We start from the raw sequence: 16,130 nt of genomic DNA on the forward strand, positions 1-16,130 counted from the left end.
GGAACTGAGGTTTATGGCCAAATGCCACACCAGCCGTAGCCTTGGTTGATAATTTCCAAACAGCCGCTAAGATGTCAGGCTGATTACCCCGACAGACGCGCCGGCGACGATCGCCTGTATGCTGCCTGCCGGTTCCAGCTTCAGACTGCAAAGGTTAAACAATCCATACCGCACCCGCTGCCAACCCTGTTGTATCGATACTGTTAGCCGTAATGCCCGTTAACTGTATTAGCATATCGTCAATGCCGTCATCCTTGAAAACATAAGTGTTGCCACTGGCCGTGAAAGTAACCGTGCTACCTGGTGTGTCAATGTTGCTTTGCAGATAACTATACACATTAGTTAAATTGCTTGTCGTAAGGGCAAGTGGCGTTGTGTAGCTGTCTATATCATCAAAGCTGATAAAGCCATTGGTGATACTATGGCTACGGATAATGCCTGAATCAACGCCATCAGCAGCAGAGACATTGGCGGCAATTAGAAAGTCATCCAGATCAAGTCTGTCAATACCCGCAGTAGAGGCCGTTCCATTGCCCAGCTTGAAACCAGTCACCACATCAAAATTATTCACCAAGCTGTCACCCGCAGCTATCCGCAAAGTATCGGTAGCGGCCGTCGTTTCAGTTAATACATAAGTGTCTTTGCCGAGACCACCGCTAAGAATATCGCTTCCTTCGCCGCCATTCAGGGTATCGTTGCCGGCGCCGCCGTCAAGGGTGTCGTCGCCGGCTTCGCCGTACAGGCTGTCGTTGCCGTCGCCGCCCCGCAGCAGGTCGTCGCCGGCTCCGCCGTACACGGCGTCGTTGCCGCCGCCCGCCTCGATCACGTCCGCCGTGGCATAGCCGCGCAGCGTTTGCGCGCTGTCGTTACCGGTAATGAGCAACGTTTTGACCGTGTCGAGGGTCCATACCGTCCCGTCGGCGAAGCGAATTTCTTCGAGTCGGTAAGAGCCGGCCGCCTCATTGTAGAGGTAGCTTTGTATCGTGACCTTGTCGCCGGTGCCGGCAATCGTCAGTACTAGGTCGTCACCGGTACGCGTGAGCACGATGTCGGCGGGCGTCAGGTCGGCGGCAAACTGGAGGACGTCGGTCTGCCCTGCCGGGAGTTATGCTTGAAAGTTGTGGATGAAGGAATGAGGAAAGCGGCGTATTCTTGATGGTCTTCAAGGTCATCAAATCCTAACAAAGAGGAGTGAATACGCCATGAGCAATGATAAGGTCATCCCGTTAAAAACGCTAGCGGGTGCGAGCCCTATAGCCGATGCTTTAACCGATGTCTTGCGAGAAGGCGCCCAGCGAATGCTGGCGGTGGCGATCGAAGCGGAAGTCAGCGCCTTTCTGGAGCGTTTTCAAACGGAAAAGACTCAAGCCGGTTTGCAGCGGGTCGTGCGCAATGGCCGCTTGCCGAAACGCACGATCCAGACTGGCATCGGCGACATTGAGGTTTCGGTACCGCGCATCCGCGACCGCGCAGGCCAGCTACGGTTTACTTCGTCGCTACTGCCGCCGTACTTACGGCGCACGAAGACCGTGGAGCAATTGTTGCCCTGGCTGTATCTGAAAGGACTTTCGACCGGAGACTTTCAGGAAGCGCTCAGCACCCTGTTAGGCCCCGAGGCGCCGGGCTTGTCGGCGAGCACGATCAGTCGCTTAAAGGAAAGTTGGAAAGACGAGCAGCAGTGCTGGTCGCGCCGCGATCTCTCGCACCAGCGCTATGTCTATCTGTGGGTTGACGGCATCCACTTCGGCGTGCGACTGGAAGATGCGGCGCAATGCATCCTGGTGGTGATTGGGGCGACACCGGAAGGCAAGAAGGAACTGGTGGCGCTCTCTGACGGTTACCGGGAAAGCGAAGCTTCCTGGCGGGAAGTGTTGTTGGACCTAAAGTTGAGGGGCTTGAGGATCGATCCCCAATTGGCGATTGGCGACGGCGCCCTCGGCTTTTGGAAAGCGCTGCCGCAGGTCTTCGGTACGACGCGCAGTCAGCGCTGCTGGGTGCATAAGACGGCCAATATCCTGAACAAGCTGCCCAAGAGCCAACAACCGAAAGCCAAGGCGGGTCTGCATGAAATCTGGATGGCAGCGAGCCGGAAGGAAGCCGAGACCGCGTTCAGTCGTTTTCTGACCGTTTATCGGCCGAAGTACCCGAAGGCAGCGGACTGCCTGGAAAAGGATCAGGATGCCTTGCTCGCGTTTTATGATTTTCCGGCAGAGCACTGGATTCATATCCGGACGACCAACCCGATCGAATCCACCTTCGCCACCGTGCGACTGCGCACGGCCAAGACGCGGGGCTGTGTCTCGCGGGAGAGCATCCTGGCGATGGTGTTCATGCTGGTCAAAAGCGCCGAGCGCCGCTGGCTTAAGTTACGCGGCGTTGCACGCCTGGCCGAAGTGATTCAGGGAGTTTCCTTCAAGGATGGAGTACGGGAAGATCAGGAGAAAGTCGCCGCTTAATCAATGTCCCGTACACAACATTTGACCATTTCTCCGTGGGCTATGGTTTTTGCCTTTCTGGTCTGCTACATTTGGCAATGGACGTGCTTACGCCGATGGGAATTCCTTTGATTAAGCCGTTTGGCCAGAGGACATCGTTGAGTCTTTATAACCCGTAAGGCGGAACCGGCTTTGCCGGGTTCCGCCATTCGGAACGACCACGACGCCGAACGAGTCCTGCACCTTTGATGCGATGCATCAAACTTTATTTTATCTGTCGGCCTAGGGTTGGTGGATCGCCTACCGGCATGTCAAGCGATCCGGCATTCCAAACCTCATTCGGCGGAACCCGGCAAAGCCGGTTCCGCCTTACGGGTTCCGCCTTACGGGTTACGGGTTACGAGTTGTTTCACGCATCCACCAGTTTTGGCGAAATAGTGGGAGCGTGCCGAACAAGCCCATCGGCGGCTACCGACGGGCCATCCTGGAACCCTATGCCGATGCCCTTGTGAAACAGTTAGCGCAACGCCCATCAATGACCTTGAAGAAACTGCAAAGCTGGCTGGAAACCGGACACCGCCTGACCCTTTCAATCACGACCCTGGTATTGCCGCGGCACGGGATCAATGGCAGGCTTGGCAAAAAAGCCGTGATCTCTCCAAACGGGTGTTTTTGGATGAAACCGGAATCAGCACCCATATGCTCCGGCGTTATGGCCGGGCTTTAGGCGGTGCCCGCTGCGTGGATGCTACGCCGGCCGGCCATTGGAAAACGCTGACCTTTATCGCCGGGTTACGGGCCGATCGGCTGACCGCGTCCGTGGTGAGTGGATCAGGCGATGAAGGACGACGCTTTCGAGAAATACCTGCGCTCGCAGCTCGGACCGACTTTCAATGAATAAATGTTCTAGAATAGCGTATCGAGCCGTGATAAACTAAACTAATTAAACTAAGTTTAATCAGGGGATCATCATGCAAACATACAACATTCACGATGCCAAAACTCAGCTATCCCGACTGGTAGAGCAAGCTGCCAACGGTAAGCCGTTTGTCATTGCCAAGGCCGGTAAGCCGATGGTCAAGGTGATTGCGCTTAATGCGCCGGAGCCTTCTCAAATCAAGCGCTTCGGTTTTATGGCGGGACAGATCCAAGTGCCGGATGATTTTGACCGGATGGGCGAACAGGAAATCGCGCAGTTATTTGAGGATGGCGCATGAAGCTGCTGCTGGACACCCATCTATTGCTGTGGGCGGCGGAAGGTTTTGAATATTTGCCGCCGGCTGCCCAGACGCTGATGAGCGCCCCTGAAAACGAACTGTTATTCAGCGTCGCCAGTCTTTGGGAAATCGTTATCAAATGCGGCTTAGGCCGTAAAGACTTCCAGGTCGATCCGCGCCTATTGCGGCGCGGCCTGCTGGACAATGGCTACAGTGAACTACCGATCCTGAGCGAGCATGCGGTAGCCATCGGCGCGTTGCCGCCAATCCATAAAGATCCCTTTGACCGCTTACTGATCGCCCAAGCCGTTGTCGAGGGCATCACGCTATTGACATCCGACGCCTATTTGGCCGAATACCCAGGTCCTGTGCAACATGTCCAATGAATGGCAGCAAAAAATAAGCGGCTGTCCGTACTATCGAAAGTCCAGTAGGTCTGGGCAACAGCGCCACCGTTATCCGACATTTGGGTGGCGAAGATGTCTTCGGTGATCCGTAACCGTTATCGCTCTATCGCCGCATCGAAAAGGTCGGGCACAAAAAACGTGCCCGACCTACCAGGCTGTTATCCACCCACTTCAAGCGTTATGAATGATGAAGAGCAGCGTTGTAGGGCGTTTTCGCGACAGCAAAACGCCAATCCCCTTCAAAGCGCGGCGGATTGCCTGGCGGCGAATCCGCCCTACAAGAGCTTAAAAAATGGTATGCGCAGCATACCCTACAACGATGACTTGACAGGAGAAAACCGATGACCCGAAACACTCTGCGATTGCTGAGCCTTATCTTGGCAATACCTTTGTGCGTCAACGCCGGCACCCTCGCGAACGGCAAATGGTCGCTCGCCGACTGCGGCAACAAGCCCGAGGTACCGGCGATAGATCAAACCAACGTCGAAGCCTTCAACCGAAGCGTCGCGAAGATCAATACCTGGCAACAGCAGGCCAAGGCCTATTACGAATGCTTGGTCAAGGAAGCGAACACGGACAACGCGGTCATCGCGGACACGGCGAACGCCGCGCAAGCCGAATACCGCGCCACGGTCGAAAGCATCGGCAGGCAAGCCGACGCCGCCAAAAAGAAACTCGAAAGCAAGTAAGGATTTTTGCCGCAAGCCATTTCCCTAAACGGAAGGATGGGGGCAAAGCAAGTTTTGAACGCCAGAGCTTGAGTTTTACTGCGGCACCCAGAAGTCCAAAGCTTGCTTTGGGCAATAAGAGGAAGTTATTTTTTCATTTCAGCCAGTCGCGCACGCCCAACCCTGCGTGCAGACCGGTGGCGAAACAGGCCGTGAGCAGATAACCGCCGGTGGGCGCCTCCCAGTCGATCATTTCGCCCGCGACAAAAACGCCGGGCAGCGCGGTGAGCATGAGGTTTGAGTCGAGGCTGTCAAAGCTGACGCCGCCGGCGGTGCTGATCGCGTCGGCGAGGGGAAAGGGCGCGCGTACCGTGAGGGGTAAAGCCTTGATCGCCGCCGCGAGCGCGGCCGGATCGGCGAGCTGCTGCTTGTCGAGGATCTCATGCAGCAGGGCCGCCTTGACCCCGGCAAGGCCGAGCCTGCTTTGCAGATGGCTGGATAGCGACCGGGGCCCGCGCGGCCGGCCGAGTTCGGCCAGGACCCGCTCCGCGCTGCGTCCCGGCGCCAGATCGAGCGAAAAGGTGGCGCTGCCGTGGGCATTCAGGCAGTCGCGCAGCCGCTGCGAAAACGCATAGATCAGGCTGCCTTCCACGCCGCGCGCGCTGACTACCATTTCGCCTTGCCGCCGCTCGGTGCGGCCCTGCGTGTCGGTGAACGTCAGCGCGACCGACTTCAGCGGCTCGCCGGCGAATTTGTCGCGCAGATGCCGGCTCCACGCCACCTCGAAGCCGCAATTCGCGCTTTGCAGCGGCGCGATCTCAACGCCCCGCGCTTGCAGCCACGGCACCCATGCGCCATTCGATCCCAGTTGCGGCCAGCTGGCGCCGCCCAAAGCCAGCACCGTCGCCTGCGGCTTGAGTGAAATTTCGCCCTCCGGATTGGCCAACCGCAAGGCGCCGTCCGCATCCCAGCCCAGCCAGCGATGACGGGCATGCAGACGCACCCCGGCGCTGCGCAGGCGATGCAGCCAGGCCCGCAGCAGCGGCGCGGCCTTCATCTGCATGGGAAAGACCCGGCCCGAACTGCCGACGAAGGTCTCGATGCCGAGTCCATGTACCCACGCCTGTAAGGCTTCGGGCGGAAACCGGTCGAGCATGGCTTGCAGCTGCGGCCGGCGATCGCCGTAGCGGGCGCAAAAGGCGGTATAGTCTTCGCTGTGGGTGATATTCAACCCGCCGATGCCGGCCAGCAAAAACTTGCGGCCGAGCGACGGCATGGCGTCGTACACGTCGACCTGCACGCCCACAAGACTCAACGCTTCGGCAGCCATCAGCCCGGACGGGCCTCCGCCGATCACGGCGACTTGCGGGGCAGTATGTTCAGGCATGGCAGTCTGTTGAAGTTTGAAAAGCCGCGCATTTTAACTCAAATACCGCAGTTAAAAATTCGAACGTGCGCATAATCCTTTCAGGCCAATGAAATACGGAAACTTAACGCTTGTATGGCAAGCGTTCCATCTGACCGTCTGCTCCAATGCCCTGACGGTCCACGAAACACACTAAAATCACGAAAAAACTTCAGTAAGCAAGCCCCGTAATTCTTTTTCAGTAGGGTACGCTGTGCGTACCATTAGAGCATTTTCATATCGCGTGAAGGGAAGTCCTCACCTTCTGAAGGCTGCCATGCCGTTAAGTCCAGCCAACCTCGTAAGGTACGCTGTGCGTACCCTCAATGTCAAAAGGTACGCACAGCGTACCCTACGTTTGTGCCCTTTGGGGGGTAACCCGAGCCGGTAAAAGAGGTATCACGATAAGCGATCGGCGGGAAACCGATCCTAAACCTCAGGCTGTTTCAGCTCGAACATTTCGATCCCGCAACGGAAGATGCCTTAACGCCGGCAAATCGCCTCCGGAGCGACTTGCTCCACTGCCTGAAATCGTCCAGATAGGTATAGGCCACCGGAATCACCAGCAGGCTGAGCAAGGTGGAGGTCACCAGGCCGCCGATCACGGCGACCGCCATCGGGCTGCGGAAGGAGGCGTCCGCCTCGCCCGCGCCGACCGCAATCGGCAGCATGCCGGCCCCCATCGCAATGGTCGTCATCACGATGGGCCGGGCGCGTTTGCGGCAGGCGTCCAGCAGCGCCGCCGGCCGGGACATGCCGTGATCCCGGCGTGCCACGATCGCATATTCGACCAGCAATATGGAGTTCTTGGTGGCGATGCCCATCAGCATGACCAGCCCGATCAGGGACGGCATCGAAAACGCCTTGCCGGTCAGCAGCAACGCCACGAAGCCGCCGCCGAAAGACAGCGGCAGCGCCGCCAGGATGGTGATCGGCTGCAGAAACTCTTTGAACAGCAGCACCAGCACGATGAAGATGCACAGCACGCCGGTGAGCATGGCCAGGCCGAAACTGGCGAAAAGCTCCGCCATCATTTCGGCATCGCCGATATTGATCTGCCTGACTCCGGCGGGCAGGTTGCGGATGCTCGGCAGGTTCTGCACCGCCGCCGCCACGTCGCCCAGCGGCAGGCCGGAGAGTTCGACCTCGAAATTGATGTTGCGCGAACGGTCGTAACGGTCGATCACGGCCGGCCCGCTGGAAAGTTCCAAGCTGGCCACCTGGCTCACCATCACCGATCCCGAACCCGTCTTGAAGGAGGGCACCGCGAGCCGTCCCAGCACCGACAGATCGCTGCGTCCGCCGGCGGCCAGTTTCACCACCACCGGCACCTGGCGCTGGGCGAGATTGAGCTTGGGCAAAGACCAGTCGTAATCGCCCAGCGTGGCGATGCGCAAGGTCTCCGCGATCGCTGTGGTGGTGACGCCCAGATCGGCCGCGCGGGCAAAATCGGTCCTTACCGCAATTTCCGGCCTGACCAGCGCGGCGCTCGACGCAATGCTGCCGAGGCCGGGAATGGTCCGCAGATCGCGCTCCACGCTGCGGGCCGCGGCACTCAACGTCTGCGGGTCGTTGCCGCTCAGCACCAGGATGTATTTTTCGCCCGAGCCGCCGAGGCCGACCTTGGTGCGTACGCCGGGCAGATTTTGCAGCGCCCGGCGAATGTCCTGCTCGATCGCCTGCTTGCGCACGGGGCGGTCCTGGCGATTGGCCAGCAGGATCGTCAGCGTGGCTTTGCGCACTTCGCCGCCTTGCAATGCCGCAAACGGGTCGCTGCCCGCCGAACCGCTGCCGATGGTGGTGTAAATCGATTTCACGTACGGCACGCCAGCCACCAGGTGCCGGGCGGCTTCCGCCGCCGCCCGGGTTTGTACCAGGCTGGCGCCGGGAGGCAATTCGACGAAAACCTGGGTCTGCGGATTGTCGTCGGGAGGAATGAAGCCCTGAGGCAACAGCGGGATCAGACACAGAGACCCTGCGAAAAACGCCGCCGCGGCGATCATCGTGGCCGGGCGGTGCTGCAGGCACCAGGCCGCGAGCTTCATATAGCCCCGCATCAGGCGTCCTTCCGGCGGCTCGGCGTGGCTATTACCCTTCAGCAGGTAGGCCGACATCATCGGCGTCAGCATCCGCGCCACCACCAGCGAAGCCAGCACGGCCAGCGCGGCGGTCCAGCCGAATTGCTTGAAGAAGCGTCCGGCAATCCCGCTCATGAAGGCCGTCGGCAAAAATACCGCCACCAGCGCAAACGTGGTGGCGACTACCGCCAGACCGATCTCGTCCGCCGCCTGCATGGCCGCCTGATAAGGCGATTTGCCCATGCGCAGGTGGCGCACGATGTTTTCGACTTCGACAATCGCATCGTCCACCAGAATGCCGACCACCAGCGACAGCGCCAGCAGGGTGACCCCATTCAGGGAAAAGCCGAAATAGTCCATGCCCCAAAAAGCCGGAATGATCGACAGCGGCAGCGCAACGGCGGAAACGAAAGTCGCCCGCCAGTCTTTTAAAAACAGCCAGACGACCAGCACGGCCAGCAGGGCGCCTTCGTACAGCATGGTCATCGAACCCCGGAATTCTTCACGCGCCGGGGTAACGAAATCGAAGGCTCCGGTAAACTCGATATCCGGATTGGAAGCGCGCAATTCGGCCAAGGCTTTTTGCACGCCGGCGCCCACTTCCACGTCGCTGGCGCCGCGGCTGCGCGTCACTTCGAACGCCACTACCGGCTTGCCGTCGAGCATGGCCAGGGAACGGGGCTCGGCCACCGTATCGTCGACGGTCGCGACCTGATCGAGCCGGATCCGGCGGCCATCCGCCAGCGCGATGGGCAACGGCCGCATTTCTTCAACCGAAGCGACATTGGCCAGGGTGCGCACCGGCTGCTCGCCGCTGCCCAGGTTGGCGCGGCCGCCCGCGCTTTCCCGCTGAATTTCGCGCAGCTGCCGGGAAATATCGGCAGCCGTCGCGCCCAGCGCCTGCAATTTGACCGGATCCAGAGCAATGGTCACCTCTCGGCTGACGCCGCCCACGCGGTTCACCTGCCCCACGCCGGCTACGGAGAGCAGTTTTTTGGCGACGGTATCCTCCACATACCAGGACAGCGCTTCGTCGTCGCGCTGCGCGGAAGCGACAGTAAAGGCCAGAATCGGGGAGCCGGCCACGTCCAGCTTGGTGACCACCGGGTCGCGCAGATCGCCCGGCAGGTCGGCGCGTACTTTGGAAACGGCCGAACGCACATCGTCCAGGGCTTCCTGGACGGGCTTTTCGAGCCGGAATTCGGCAGTGATGGTGACGCTGCCGTCCTGCACTTTCGTGGTGATGTGCTTCAGGCCCTGCAAGGTGGCGATGGAATTTTCGATTTTCCGAGCCACCTCGGTTTCCAACTGCGACGGCGAGGCGCCGGGCAGCGAAGCCGATACGGTCACGGTGGGCAGGTCCAGATCGGGCATGTTCTGGACCTTCATCGACCGAAAACTCGCCAATCCCCCGAAACTCAGCAGCACGAACAGCATCAGTGCCGGCATCGGATTGCGGATACACCAGGCGGAAACGTTCATGGCTGCACCACCCGCACCGTATCGCCGTCGGCCAGAAAGGCGGCGCCGCCGGCGACCAGGCGATCTTCCGGCGCAAGCCCCGAAAGAATCTCGAAACTGTCGCCGCTTCGCTGCCCCAATTGCACTTTCACCTGCGACACCTTGGCCAAATCGCCGTTCTGCTCGTCCAGCCTGAATACATAGCTGAAGCCGTCGCGCAGGGAAAGCGCGGTCTGAGGAACGATGAGTCCGGCTTTGGCGCCGATGTCGAATTCGCCGCGCGCGAACATTCCCGCCCGCAAGCCGTGCCGCGACGCATCGGGCAAATCCACGTAAACCAGCCCGTTGCGGCTGTTTTCGTCGAGGGTCGGCGCCAGCGCGCGGATCTTGCCCTGCAAGCCGCCGACATTGGGCACCTCGACGCTGGCCGTCATGCCGATGCCGAGCTGCGCCATTTCGGCGGCGGTGACTTCTCCCCGCCATTCCAGACGGTTTTGCCGGATCAGGCGAAACAATTCCTGCCCTCTTGCGGCCACCGCGCCCAGCGTGGCGCTGCGGGATGAAATCACGCCGTCGTCGCTGGCCAGTACCTGGGTGTATTTGAGACGCAAAAGCTGCGAATCCAACTGCGCCTTGGCCGATTGCACCTTGGCCCTGGCGGTTTTTTCGCCGGTGAGGTACTGGTTCACTTGCTGGCCGCTGAGTGCGCCGGAAGCCATGATCTGCTTCGCCCGTTCGGCATTGTCGCGCGCATCGGCCAGATTCGCCTCGGCCTCGGCGAGCGCCGCGCGGCTCCGGGCGACGTCGGTCAACACGCTTTCGTCGGCAAAAACCGCCAGCACCTGCCCTTTTCCGACCTTGTCCCCCACCTGCACATTGATCTCGGTCAATCGCAAGTCGCTGATTTCGGCGCCGATCACCGCCTCCTGCCAGGCGGCGATAGAACCGTTCGCGCTCAGCGTCATGGCGATATCGCGCAGGACCGGCCGGATGACCGTCACGCTGAGCGCGGGCCTGGGCGCGGCAACCGTGTCTGCGGCGGGCTGGTTGCTGCGTCCGGCGATAAAAACGCCCAAGCCGGTCAATATGCCCAAGGTGGTCAGAAACAACCCCGTTTTTCGTTTTGTCATGATTTACCTTTGATGAAACCGACTTGCCGATCTAAAAAATTGCTCGGGGCTTTCGGGTGCGCCGAGGCGGCCACGCCGCTTTTCCCCGAAACCTCATTCCCCTCCCAACTGCCGCCGGCGGCGCGGTAAAGGGCGATCCAGGCGCTGACCCGCTCCTGCTCCAACTCCTTGAGCGCCATCTCGGCGGACAAAACGTTGCGCCGGGAGGTCTCGACGTCGAGCAAATCACCCAGGCCGACTTCGAAAAGCTGCCGGACCGCCTGAAAATGGGCGCGATAACCGCCGACGGCCTGTTGCGCCTCGGGCAGGCGCCGGTTGGCGCTGTCCAGGCGCACCAAGGCGTCTTCCACTTCTTTTACCGCGGTACGCACCTTGCTGCGGAATTGACTTTCGGCCGCCTGGTATTGGGCTCGCGCCGCGTCCACATCGGCGGCCCGCTTGCCCGCATCGAACAGCGGCAGGCTGAGCGTCGGGCCGAGGGACCAGGTTTCCGCGAGAAAAAACGCCGCGCCGTTCATGTTTTGCAAGGTCGGCGTGATGTTGCCGGACAGGCTCAGTTTCGGGAACCGTTTGGCCTGCTCGACGCCGATTTTGGCGCTGGCTTCGGCCATGTCGCGTTCGGCGGCGGCCAGGTCGGGCCGCTGCAGCAGCACGCGCGCCGGTACGGCACCGATTCGGAAGGCCGGCGGGCTGGGCAGCTTGGCCAGCCGTTCCGGAACGCCTGCCAGTAATTGGCGGACTTCCGTTTCCGGCAGGCCGGTCAGGGCGACCAATCCCTTTATCGAGCGTTCGCACTCCGCTTGTTGCCGCAGCAGCGTTCTGTTGCCTTCGGCGGCACTGGCGTTCGCCAGCGCGACATCGCCCGGAGCGCGGAACCCGGCGCTACCCGCGATTTCCGTCAGGCGCGCCGATTCCCGGCGCGATTCGGTATCGGCCTTTACGATCTGCACTTGCGCTTCGCAATAGCGATACGCCAGATACGCATCGGCGACTTCGACCGCCACCGCCACCCGCGCATCGTGCCAGGCGGCGTTTCTCGATTCCAACTGGCTACGCGCCGCCTCTTCCTGGCGGGCCAGGCCGCCGAACAGATCGATTTCCCAGCGGGACTGGAGCCCGAACGGGAACTGGTTCCAGATGAACGGTTCGCCCCCGAAGGATGCCGAGGAACGCGTGGCGCCGCCGCTGAAGTCTATATTGGGCAACAAGGCCGCATCCGCGCTAACCAGGTTGGCTCTGGCCTGCTCGATGCGCGCCTTGGCATCGGCGACGGTGGCGCTCGCCTGCTGGGCGGCTGCCAAAAAGCGGCTCAGGACCGGATCGTCAAAACGCTCCCACCAGCGGCTTAAATCGGCCGGGTCGCCCCGGTGGGCAACGGGCGAGTGATCGTCGCCGGGCCGGGGCGCCTGCCATTGCGCCGCCGCCGGCAGCGGCGCCTTTCGGTAATCGGGACCCACCGTGGCCAGTAAGCCGCCGGAGCCGCAGGCCGAAAGCACGCAAGGCAGCAGACTGAACGGCAAAAGGCTTTTATGCTTCACCACCGGCCTCCTGCGCCCGCCGCCGGGCCTCGCCCTCGATCATCGAAACCGCATAGCCGGCCAGACGTTCCGCCAGCACGTCGATCGCCTCCGGACCGGTCAACACCGCCGGCGAAATCGCCGAAACCACATCCTGGCCCACATAAAAATGCACCGCCATGCCGATGATCGCGAAAGCCAGCCGATGCGCATCCACATCGACCTCCCGAAGCTCCAAATGCGCCTTGAGCAGCGCCACCAGCGCTTCATGCTGCGGCTTGATCTCCGCATCGATTTCCTGCTGCCAGGCGCCGGTCGGCTCGATCATCTCCCGAAAATGCAGTTTCATCACCAGTTGAAGTTCCTCGCCCTTTTTCAACGGTTCGAGAAATTCCCGGAACAGCCGGCCCAGCGCTTCGGCCAACGGCAGACCGGCATAAGCCTGAAGATCGGACCGGCAGGGCGCATCGCCCAGCGGTTCGGTGAAGGCGGCGCGGTAAAGGCCCGCCTTGTCGCCGAAATAGTAGCGGATGGCCGAAATATTCGCCCCCGCCGCTTCGCAGATTTCGCGGGTAGTGGCCGATTCGAACCCTTTCTCGGCAAACAGCCGCAATGCCGAACTGACGAGCCGGCTACGCGCATCGTGAATTTCCGTTTCAGTATTTCTGTTTTTGGCCATGCCGCCCCGGTAAATTGCTCGGAAGTAAATAAATCAATCGATTGATTTAATATCATAGCAATCGATGAATGGATTGGCAATTCAGTGAACGGCTCAGCTTAACGCCTATCAGTTTAACGAAAATCTCTACTACGTCATTCCGGCAGGGATTGCCGGAATCCAGAAACCAGGAATGGCAAGGCTCAAATCACATCCCTGTGTCCTGGATACCGGCAGTCCATGCCGGTATGACGTGCTATTTAAGTAAAGTGATAGGTGATAAGACGGCTCAGGGAGGATTTATGACGGGATATACCGGACGTTCCCTAAGATCCTGCTAAAGCATCGGCTGATTTCGCTCAGGCGGAGCTCGACCACCCCTTCAAGCGATGAAGGAATTTATTGACCGGCACCGCGACGCTTATAGAGTCGAGCCGATCTGCAAGTGTGTTCTGCGCAAGCGGAAACCGATTGCTTTTACGAATGATAACAATTATCATTTACTTTTTCATAAATGATAACTGCTGTTATTTAATAATGGACGATCAACAAAAACCAAGGCCGTCTCCGGCGGAACGCAGTCCCTCCCGTAGCGAAACTCTGTTTGCGGCAATGCGCTATTTGTTGGTCAGAATCAGCTTGTTGTTGCGGGTAATCCGCAACCGGTATTCCTCGCCGTCGTGCATGGATGGTCCGTTCATTGCTTCGTCCCTGCGCGGCAATGCGCTTCGAACGGATTCACACCCGCCAGCCACCGAGTGCTTCGGCACAAGGCAGCCAGCTCACAACCCGGAATGAAGCGGGAGCCGTCTCTTTTATGACAAAGTTTTCGGCGTGCCTGATCCTGTCCCTGCTCGCTGCCGATTGTGCAGCGGCGGCCGAAGCGGCCATGCCCGAATCGGAAGCGGAATCCCAATCGGAGGCGGAACTGGAAAGCGTCCTGGTGACGGCCAGCCGCACCGAGCGCGGCGTCCTCGACATGCCGGGTACCGCCTCGGTGATCGAGGCCGAGACGATGGAACGTCAGCTCGCCCGCACCATCAAGGACGTGGTCCGCTACGAGCCGGGGGTCTACGTGCAGAACGATCCCCAGCGCTTCGGACTGTCCGGGTTCAATATCCGCGGGGTCGGCGGCAACCGCATCCAGACCCTGGTGGACGGCGTGCGGATTCCCGATGCTTTCTCCATCGGCAGCTTCCAGAGCGCCCGCCGCAACATGGTGGACGTGGACTCCCTCAAGGCAGTGGAAATCGTCCGCGGCCCCGGCTCCGCGCTGTACGGCAGCGACGGCATCGGCGGCGTGGTCAACTTCGTCACCAAGGATCCCCGCGATTACCTGGAACTGTTCGGCAACTCCCATTACGAAAGCCTGAAGCTGCTTTATGGCAGCGCCAACCAGGGCTTCCTGCAAACCGCCACCCTGGCGGGCGAGTACTCGGGACTGGAAGGGATGCTGCTGCTGACCCACAATCAGGCCGGGGAAACGGAGAATAAAGGCAGCAACGACAGCCTGTCCCGCGCCCGTACCGAGCCCAATCCCCAGAATGCCCGAACGCTCAACCTGCTGTCCAAGCTGCTGTACCGGTTCAGCGAGGATAACGTTCTCCGGCTGACCGGGGAAGCCCTGGCGAACGATGTCGATACCCAGGTGTATTCGCTGTACGGGTTGAACTACACCGGACGCGATGTCTACCGCTTCCTCACCGACGACCGGCAGAACCGCTGGCGGGTCAGCCTGGATCAGTCCATCAAGCACCTCGATCTCGGCTGGCTGGACACGCTCAACTGGAAGATTTACGGCCAGCAGAGCGAAACCCGTCAGGCGGTAGACGAGGCGCGCAACACGCTCTTGGGCGACAACCAGCAGGTGTCGCGGCTGTTCACTTACCAACAGTCCATGGCCGGCGGCGAAATCCAGGGCGTCACCGAGTTCGCCTTGGGGCCGACCCGACACCGCTCGGTGTTTGGCGGCGAAGTCTTCCACTTCCGCACCGAAGCCCTGCGGGACGGCCATCTCGCCGACCTGAACACCGGCGCGGTCAGCAATGTCGTCACCCCCGACTCCTTTCCGGTGCGGGACTTTCCCGTATCCGACACGTTCCGGGCAGGCCTGTTCTGGCAGGATGAAATGACGTTCTGGGAGCGCCGGGTGGAACTGCTGCCCGCCCTGCGTTTCGATTATTTCGGACTGCGGCCGGAGGTCGATGCCATCTATGCCAAAGACAACAAAGGCAACCGGGTCGTGGATCAGGACGCCACCGCCTTTTCCCCCAAGTTCGGCGCCCTGTTCCACCTGAACGACGTTTTCACCCTGCACGGCCAGTACGCGGAGGGTTTCCGCGCGCCCAATTTCTCGGACGCCAACTCCGGTTTCGTCAACTTCAGCTTCGGCTACGCCTCCATTCCCAATCCCAACCTGAAGCCCGAGACCAGCTCGGGCGGCGAGGTGGGGCTACGGGCGGAAGGACGGGCGGGCTACGCCGACGCCACCTTCTTCCGCAATGATTACCAGGACTTCATCCAGAGCGAGACCGTCTGCGATCCGACTGCCGGGACCAGCTGTCCACCTTTCGGCCTGTTGACTTACATGACGATCAACGTCCCGGACCCGGTGCGCATCCAGGGTTTCGAGTTCAAGGGCGAACTGAAGCTGAGCCGGCTCTGGCCCGTGCTGGAAGGGTTCAAGGCCGTGGGCAGCTATGCCTACGCCGAAGGCTGGAACCTCCACACCCAAGCCCCCGTGAACTCGGTCAATCCGATGCGCGGGGTACTGGGGCTCGGCTACGACGCGGCGGGCGGCCGCTGGGGCATCGAGACCATCCTGACCCTGGCGGCGCCCAAAAAGACCCAGGACATCGACTTCGAAACCGCCGGGGCGGTGTTCCCGACCGCCGGCTACGGGACTGTCGACCTCCTGGCCTACTGCCGCTACACCGACCACGTCACCCTGAATCTCGGGCTCTTCAACATCTTCGACAAACGCTACATCGAGTGGGAGACCGCCCGGGGCCTGGGCAGCGATCCCCACGCGGGGCTGGGCGGCCCGGTGGACATCCGCGACCGGTTCACCCAACCCGGTATCAACGTGAGCGCGAGCCTCCGGGTGGAGTTCTGAACCATGAATGCCGGACCGGCGATTTTTTTCCATTACCAC

At 60.6% G+C, this 16,130-nt stretch carries 13 protein-coding genes and 1 other annotated feature; of the genes, 6 read left to right on the plus strand and 7 right to left on the minus strand.

Annotated features, from left to right (window positions below):
• Window positions 1–154 precede the first annotated feature (154 nt).
• Entirely contained in the window at window positions 155–1,045 is an 891-nt protein-coding gene (locus CC94_RS25020; RefSeq protein ID WP_031430253.1) for a calcium-binding protein, read from the minus strand.
• A gap of 157 nt (window positions 1,046–1,202) precedes the next feature.
• On the opposite strand from CC94_RS25020, the gene CC94_RS0106385 reads away from it, so the two are divergent.
• The 5 genes from CC94_RS0106385 (at window position 1,203) to CC94_RS0106405 (ending at window position 4,748) form a co-directional block, all read left to right on the plus strand.
• A complete protein-coding gene (locus CC94_RS0106385; protein WP_005372517.1) occupies window positions 1,203–2,456 on the plus strand; it encodes an IS256 family transposase in 1,254 nt (417 codons plus the stop codon).
• A 424-nt stretch (window positions 2,457–2,880) separates the two neighbouring features.
• Entirely contained in the window at window positions 2,881–3,162 is a 282-nt protein-coding gene (locus CC94_RS0106390) for a hypothetical protein (RefSeq protein WP_031430254.1), read from the plus strand.
• Window positions 3,163–3,406: 244 nt separating this feature from the next.
• Window positions 3,407–3,652, plus strand: coding sequence for a type II toxin-antitoxin system Phd/YefM family antitoxin (locus tag CC94_RS0106395; RefSeq protein WP_031430256.1), 246 nt, complete (start codon window positions 3,407–3,409; stop codon window positions 3,650–3,652).
• A complete protein-coding gene (locus tag CC94_RS0106400) occupies window positions 3,649–4,038 on the plus strand; it encodes a type II toxin-antitoxin system VapC family toxin (protein WP_031430258.1) in 390 nt (129 codons plus the stop codon). The genes CC94_RS0106395 and CC94_RS0106400 overlap by 4 nt, the downstream gene beginning before the upstream one ends.
• A gap of 362 nt (window positions 4,039–4,400) precedes the next feature.
• Window positions 4,401–4,748 carry a hypothetical protein gene (locus CC94_RS0106405; RefSeq protein WP_005374930.1) on the plus strand — a complete coding sequence of 116 codons (348 nt, stop codon included), beginning with the start codon at window positions 4,401–4,403 and terminating at the stop codon, window positions 4,746–4,748.
• Window positions 4,749–4,881: 133 nt separating this feature from the next.
• Here the strand turns inward: CC94_RS0106405 and CC94_RS0106410 are convergent, their stop codons facing one another.
• The 6 genes from CC94_RS0106410 to hemP form a co-directional block, all read right to left on the minus strand.
• On the minus strand, window positions 4,882–6,114 hold the full coding sequence (locus CC94_RS0106410; protein ID WP_031430260.1) for a TIGR03862 family flavoprotein: 1,233 nt from the start codon (window positions 6,112–6,114) through the stop codon (window positions 4,882–4,884).
• Window positions 6,115–6,578: 464 nt separating this feature from the next.
• Entirely contained in the window at window positions 6,579–9,692 is a 3,114-nt protein-coding gene (locus CC94_RS0106415) for an efflux RND transporter permease subunit (RefSeq protein ID WP_031430261.1), read from the minus strand.
• Window positions 9,689–10,801: an efflux RND transporter periplasmic adaptor subunit gene (locus CC94_RS0106420; protein ID WP_005374934.1), complete on the minus strand. Its 1,113-nt coding sequence runs from the start codon at window positions 10,799–10,801 to the stop codon at window positions 9,689–9,691. Before CC94_RS0106420 ends, CC94_RS0106415 begins: the two co-directional genes overlap by 4 nt.
• A complete protein-coding gene (locus CC94_RS0106425) occupies window positions 10,798–12,339 on the minus strand; it encodes an efflux transporter outer membrane subunit (RefSeq protein ID WP_005374937.1) in 1,542 nt (513 codons plus the stop codon). The genes CC94_RS0106420 and CC94_RS0106425 overlap by 4 nt, the downstream gene beginning before the upstream one ends.
• Window positions 12,329–12,997, minus strand: coding sequence for a CerR family C-terminal domain-containing protein (locus CC94_RS0106430; RefSeq protein WP_005374939.1), 669 nt, complete (start codon window positions 12,995–12,997; stop codon window positions 12,329–12,331). The genes CC94_RS0106425 and CC94_RS0106430 overlap by 11 nt, the downstream gene beginning before the upstream one ends.
• A 326-nt stretch (window positions 12,998–13,323) precedes the next feature.
• Window positions 13,324–13,455, plus strand: a sequence feature (AL1L pseudoknot).
• 138 nt (window positions 13,456–13,593) lie between these two features.
• Window positions 13,594–13,746: a hemin uptake protein HemP gene (gene hemP / locus CC94_RS22890; RefSeq protein WP_169740945.1), complete on the minus strand. Its 153-nt coding sequence runs from the start codon at window positions 13,744–13,746 to the stop codon at window positions 13,594–13,596.
• Window positions 13,747–13,793: 47 nt separating this feature from the next.
• Between hemP and CC94_RS0106445 the strand changes: the two genes are divergently transcribed.
• Entirely contained in the window at window positions 13,794–16,091 is a 2,298-nt protein-coding gene (locus CC94_RS0106445; protein ID WP_005374941.1) for a TonB-dependent hemoglobin/transferrin/lactoferrin family receptor, read from the plus strand.
• Window positions 16,092–16,130: the final 39 nt, after the last annotated feature.

Origin of the sequence: Methylomicrobium agile, assembly GCF_000733855.1 — a bacterium.
Lineage (GTDB): Bacteria > Pseudomonadota > Gammaproteobacteria > Methylococcales > Methylomonadaceae > Methylomicrobium > Methylomicrobium agile.

Coding starts and splice junctions, on each gene's coding strand:
- CC94_RS0106385 (WP_005372517.1), top strand. CDS start 1,203: ATGAGCAATGATAAGGTCATCCCGTTAAAAACGCTAGCGGGTGCGAGC.
- CC94_RS0106395 (WP_031430256.1), top strand. CDS start 3,407: ATGCAAACATACAACATTCACGATGCCAAAACTCAGCTATCCCGACTG.
- CC94_RS0106400 (WP_031430258.1), top strand. CDS start 3,649: ATGAAGCTGCTGCTGGACACCCATCTATTGCTGTGGGCGGCGGAAGGT.
- CC94_RS0106405 (WP_005374930.1), top strand. CDS start 4,401: ATGACCCGAAACACTCTGCGATTGCTGAGCCTTATCTTGGCAATACCT.
- CC94_RS0106410 (WP_031430260.1), bottom strand. CDS start 6,114: ATGCCTGAACATACTGCCCCGCAAGTCGCCGTGATCGGCGGAGGCCCG.
- CC94_RS0106415 (WP_031430261.1), bottom strand. CDS start 9,692: ATGAACGTTTCCGCCTGGTGTATCCGCAATCCGATGCCGGCACTGATG.
- CC94_RS0106420 (WP_005374934.1), bottom strand. CDS start 10,801: ATGACAAAACGAAAAACGGGGTTGTTTCTGACCACCTTGGGCATATTG.
- CC94_RS0106430 (WP_005374939.1), bottom strand. CDS start 12,997: ATGGCCAAAAACAGAAATACTGAAACGGAAATTCACGATGCGCGTAGC.
- CC94_RS0106445 (WP_005374941.1), top strand. CDS start 13,794: ATGACAAAGTTTTCGGCGTGCCTGATCCTGTCCCTGCTCGCTGCCGAT.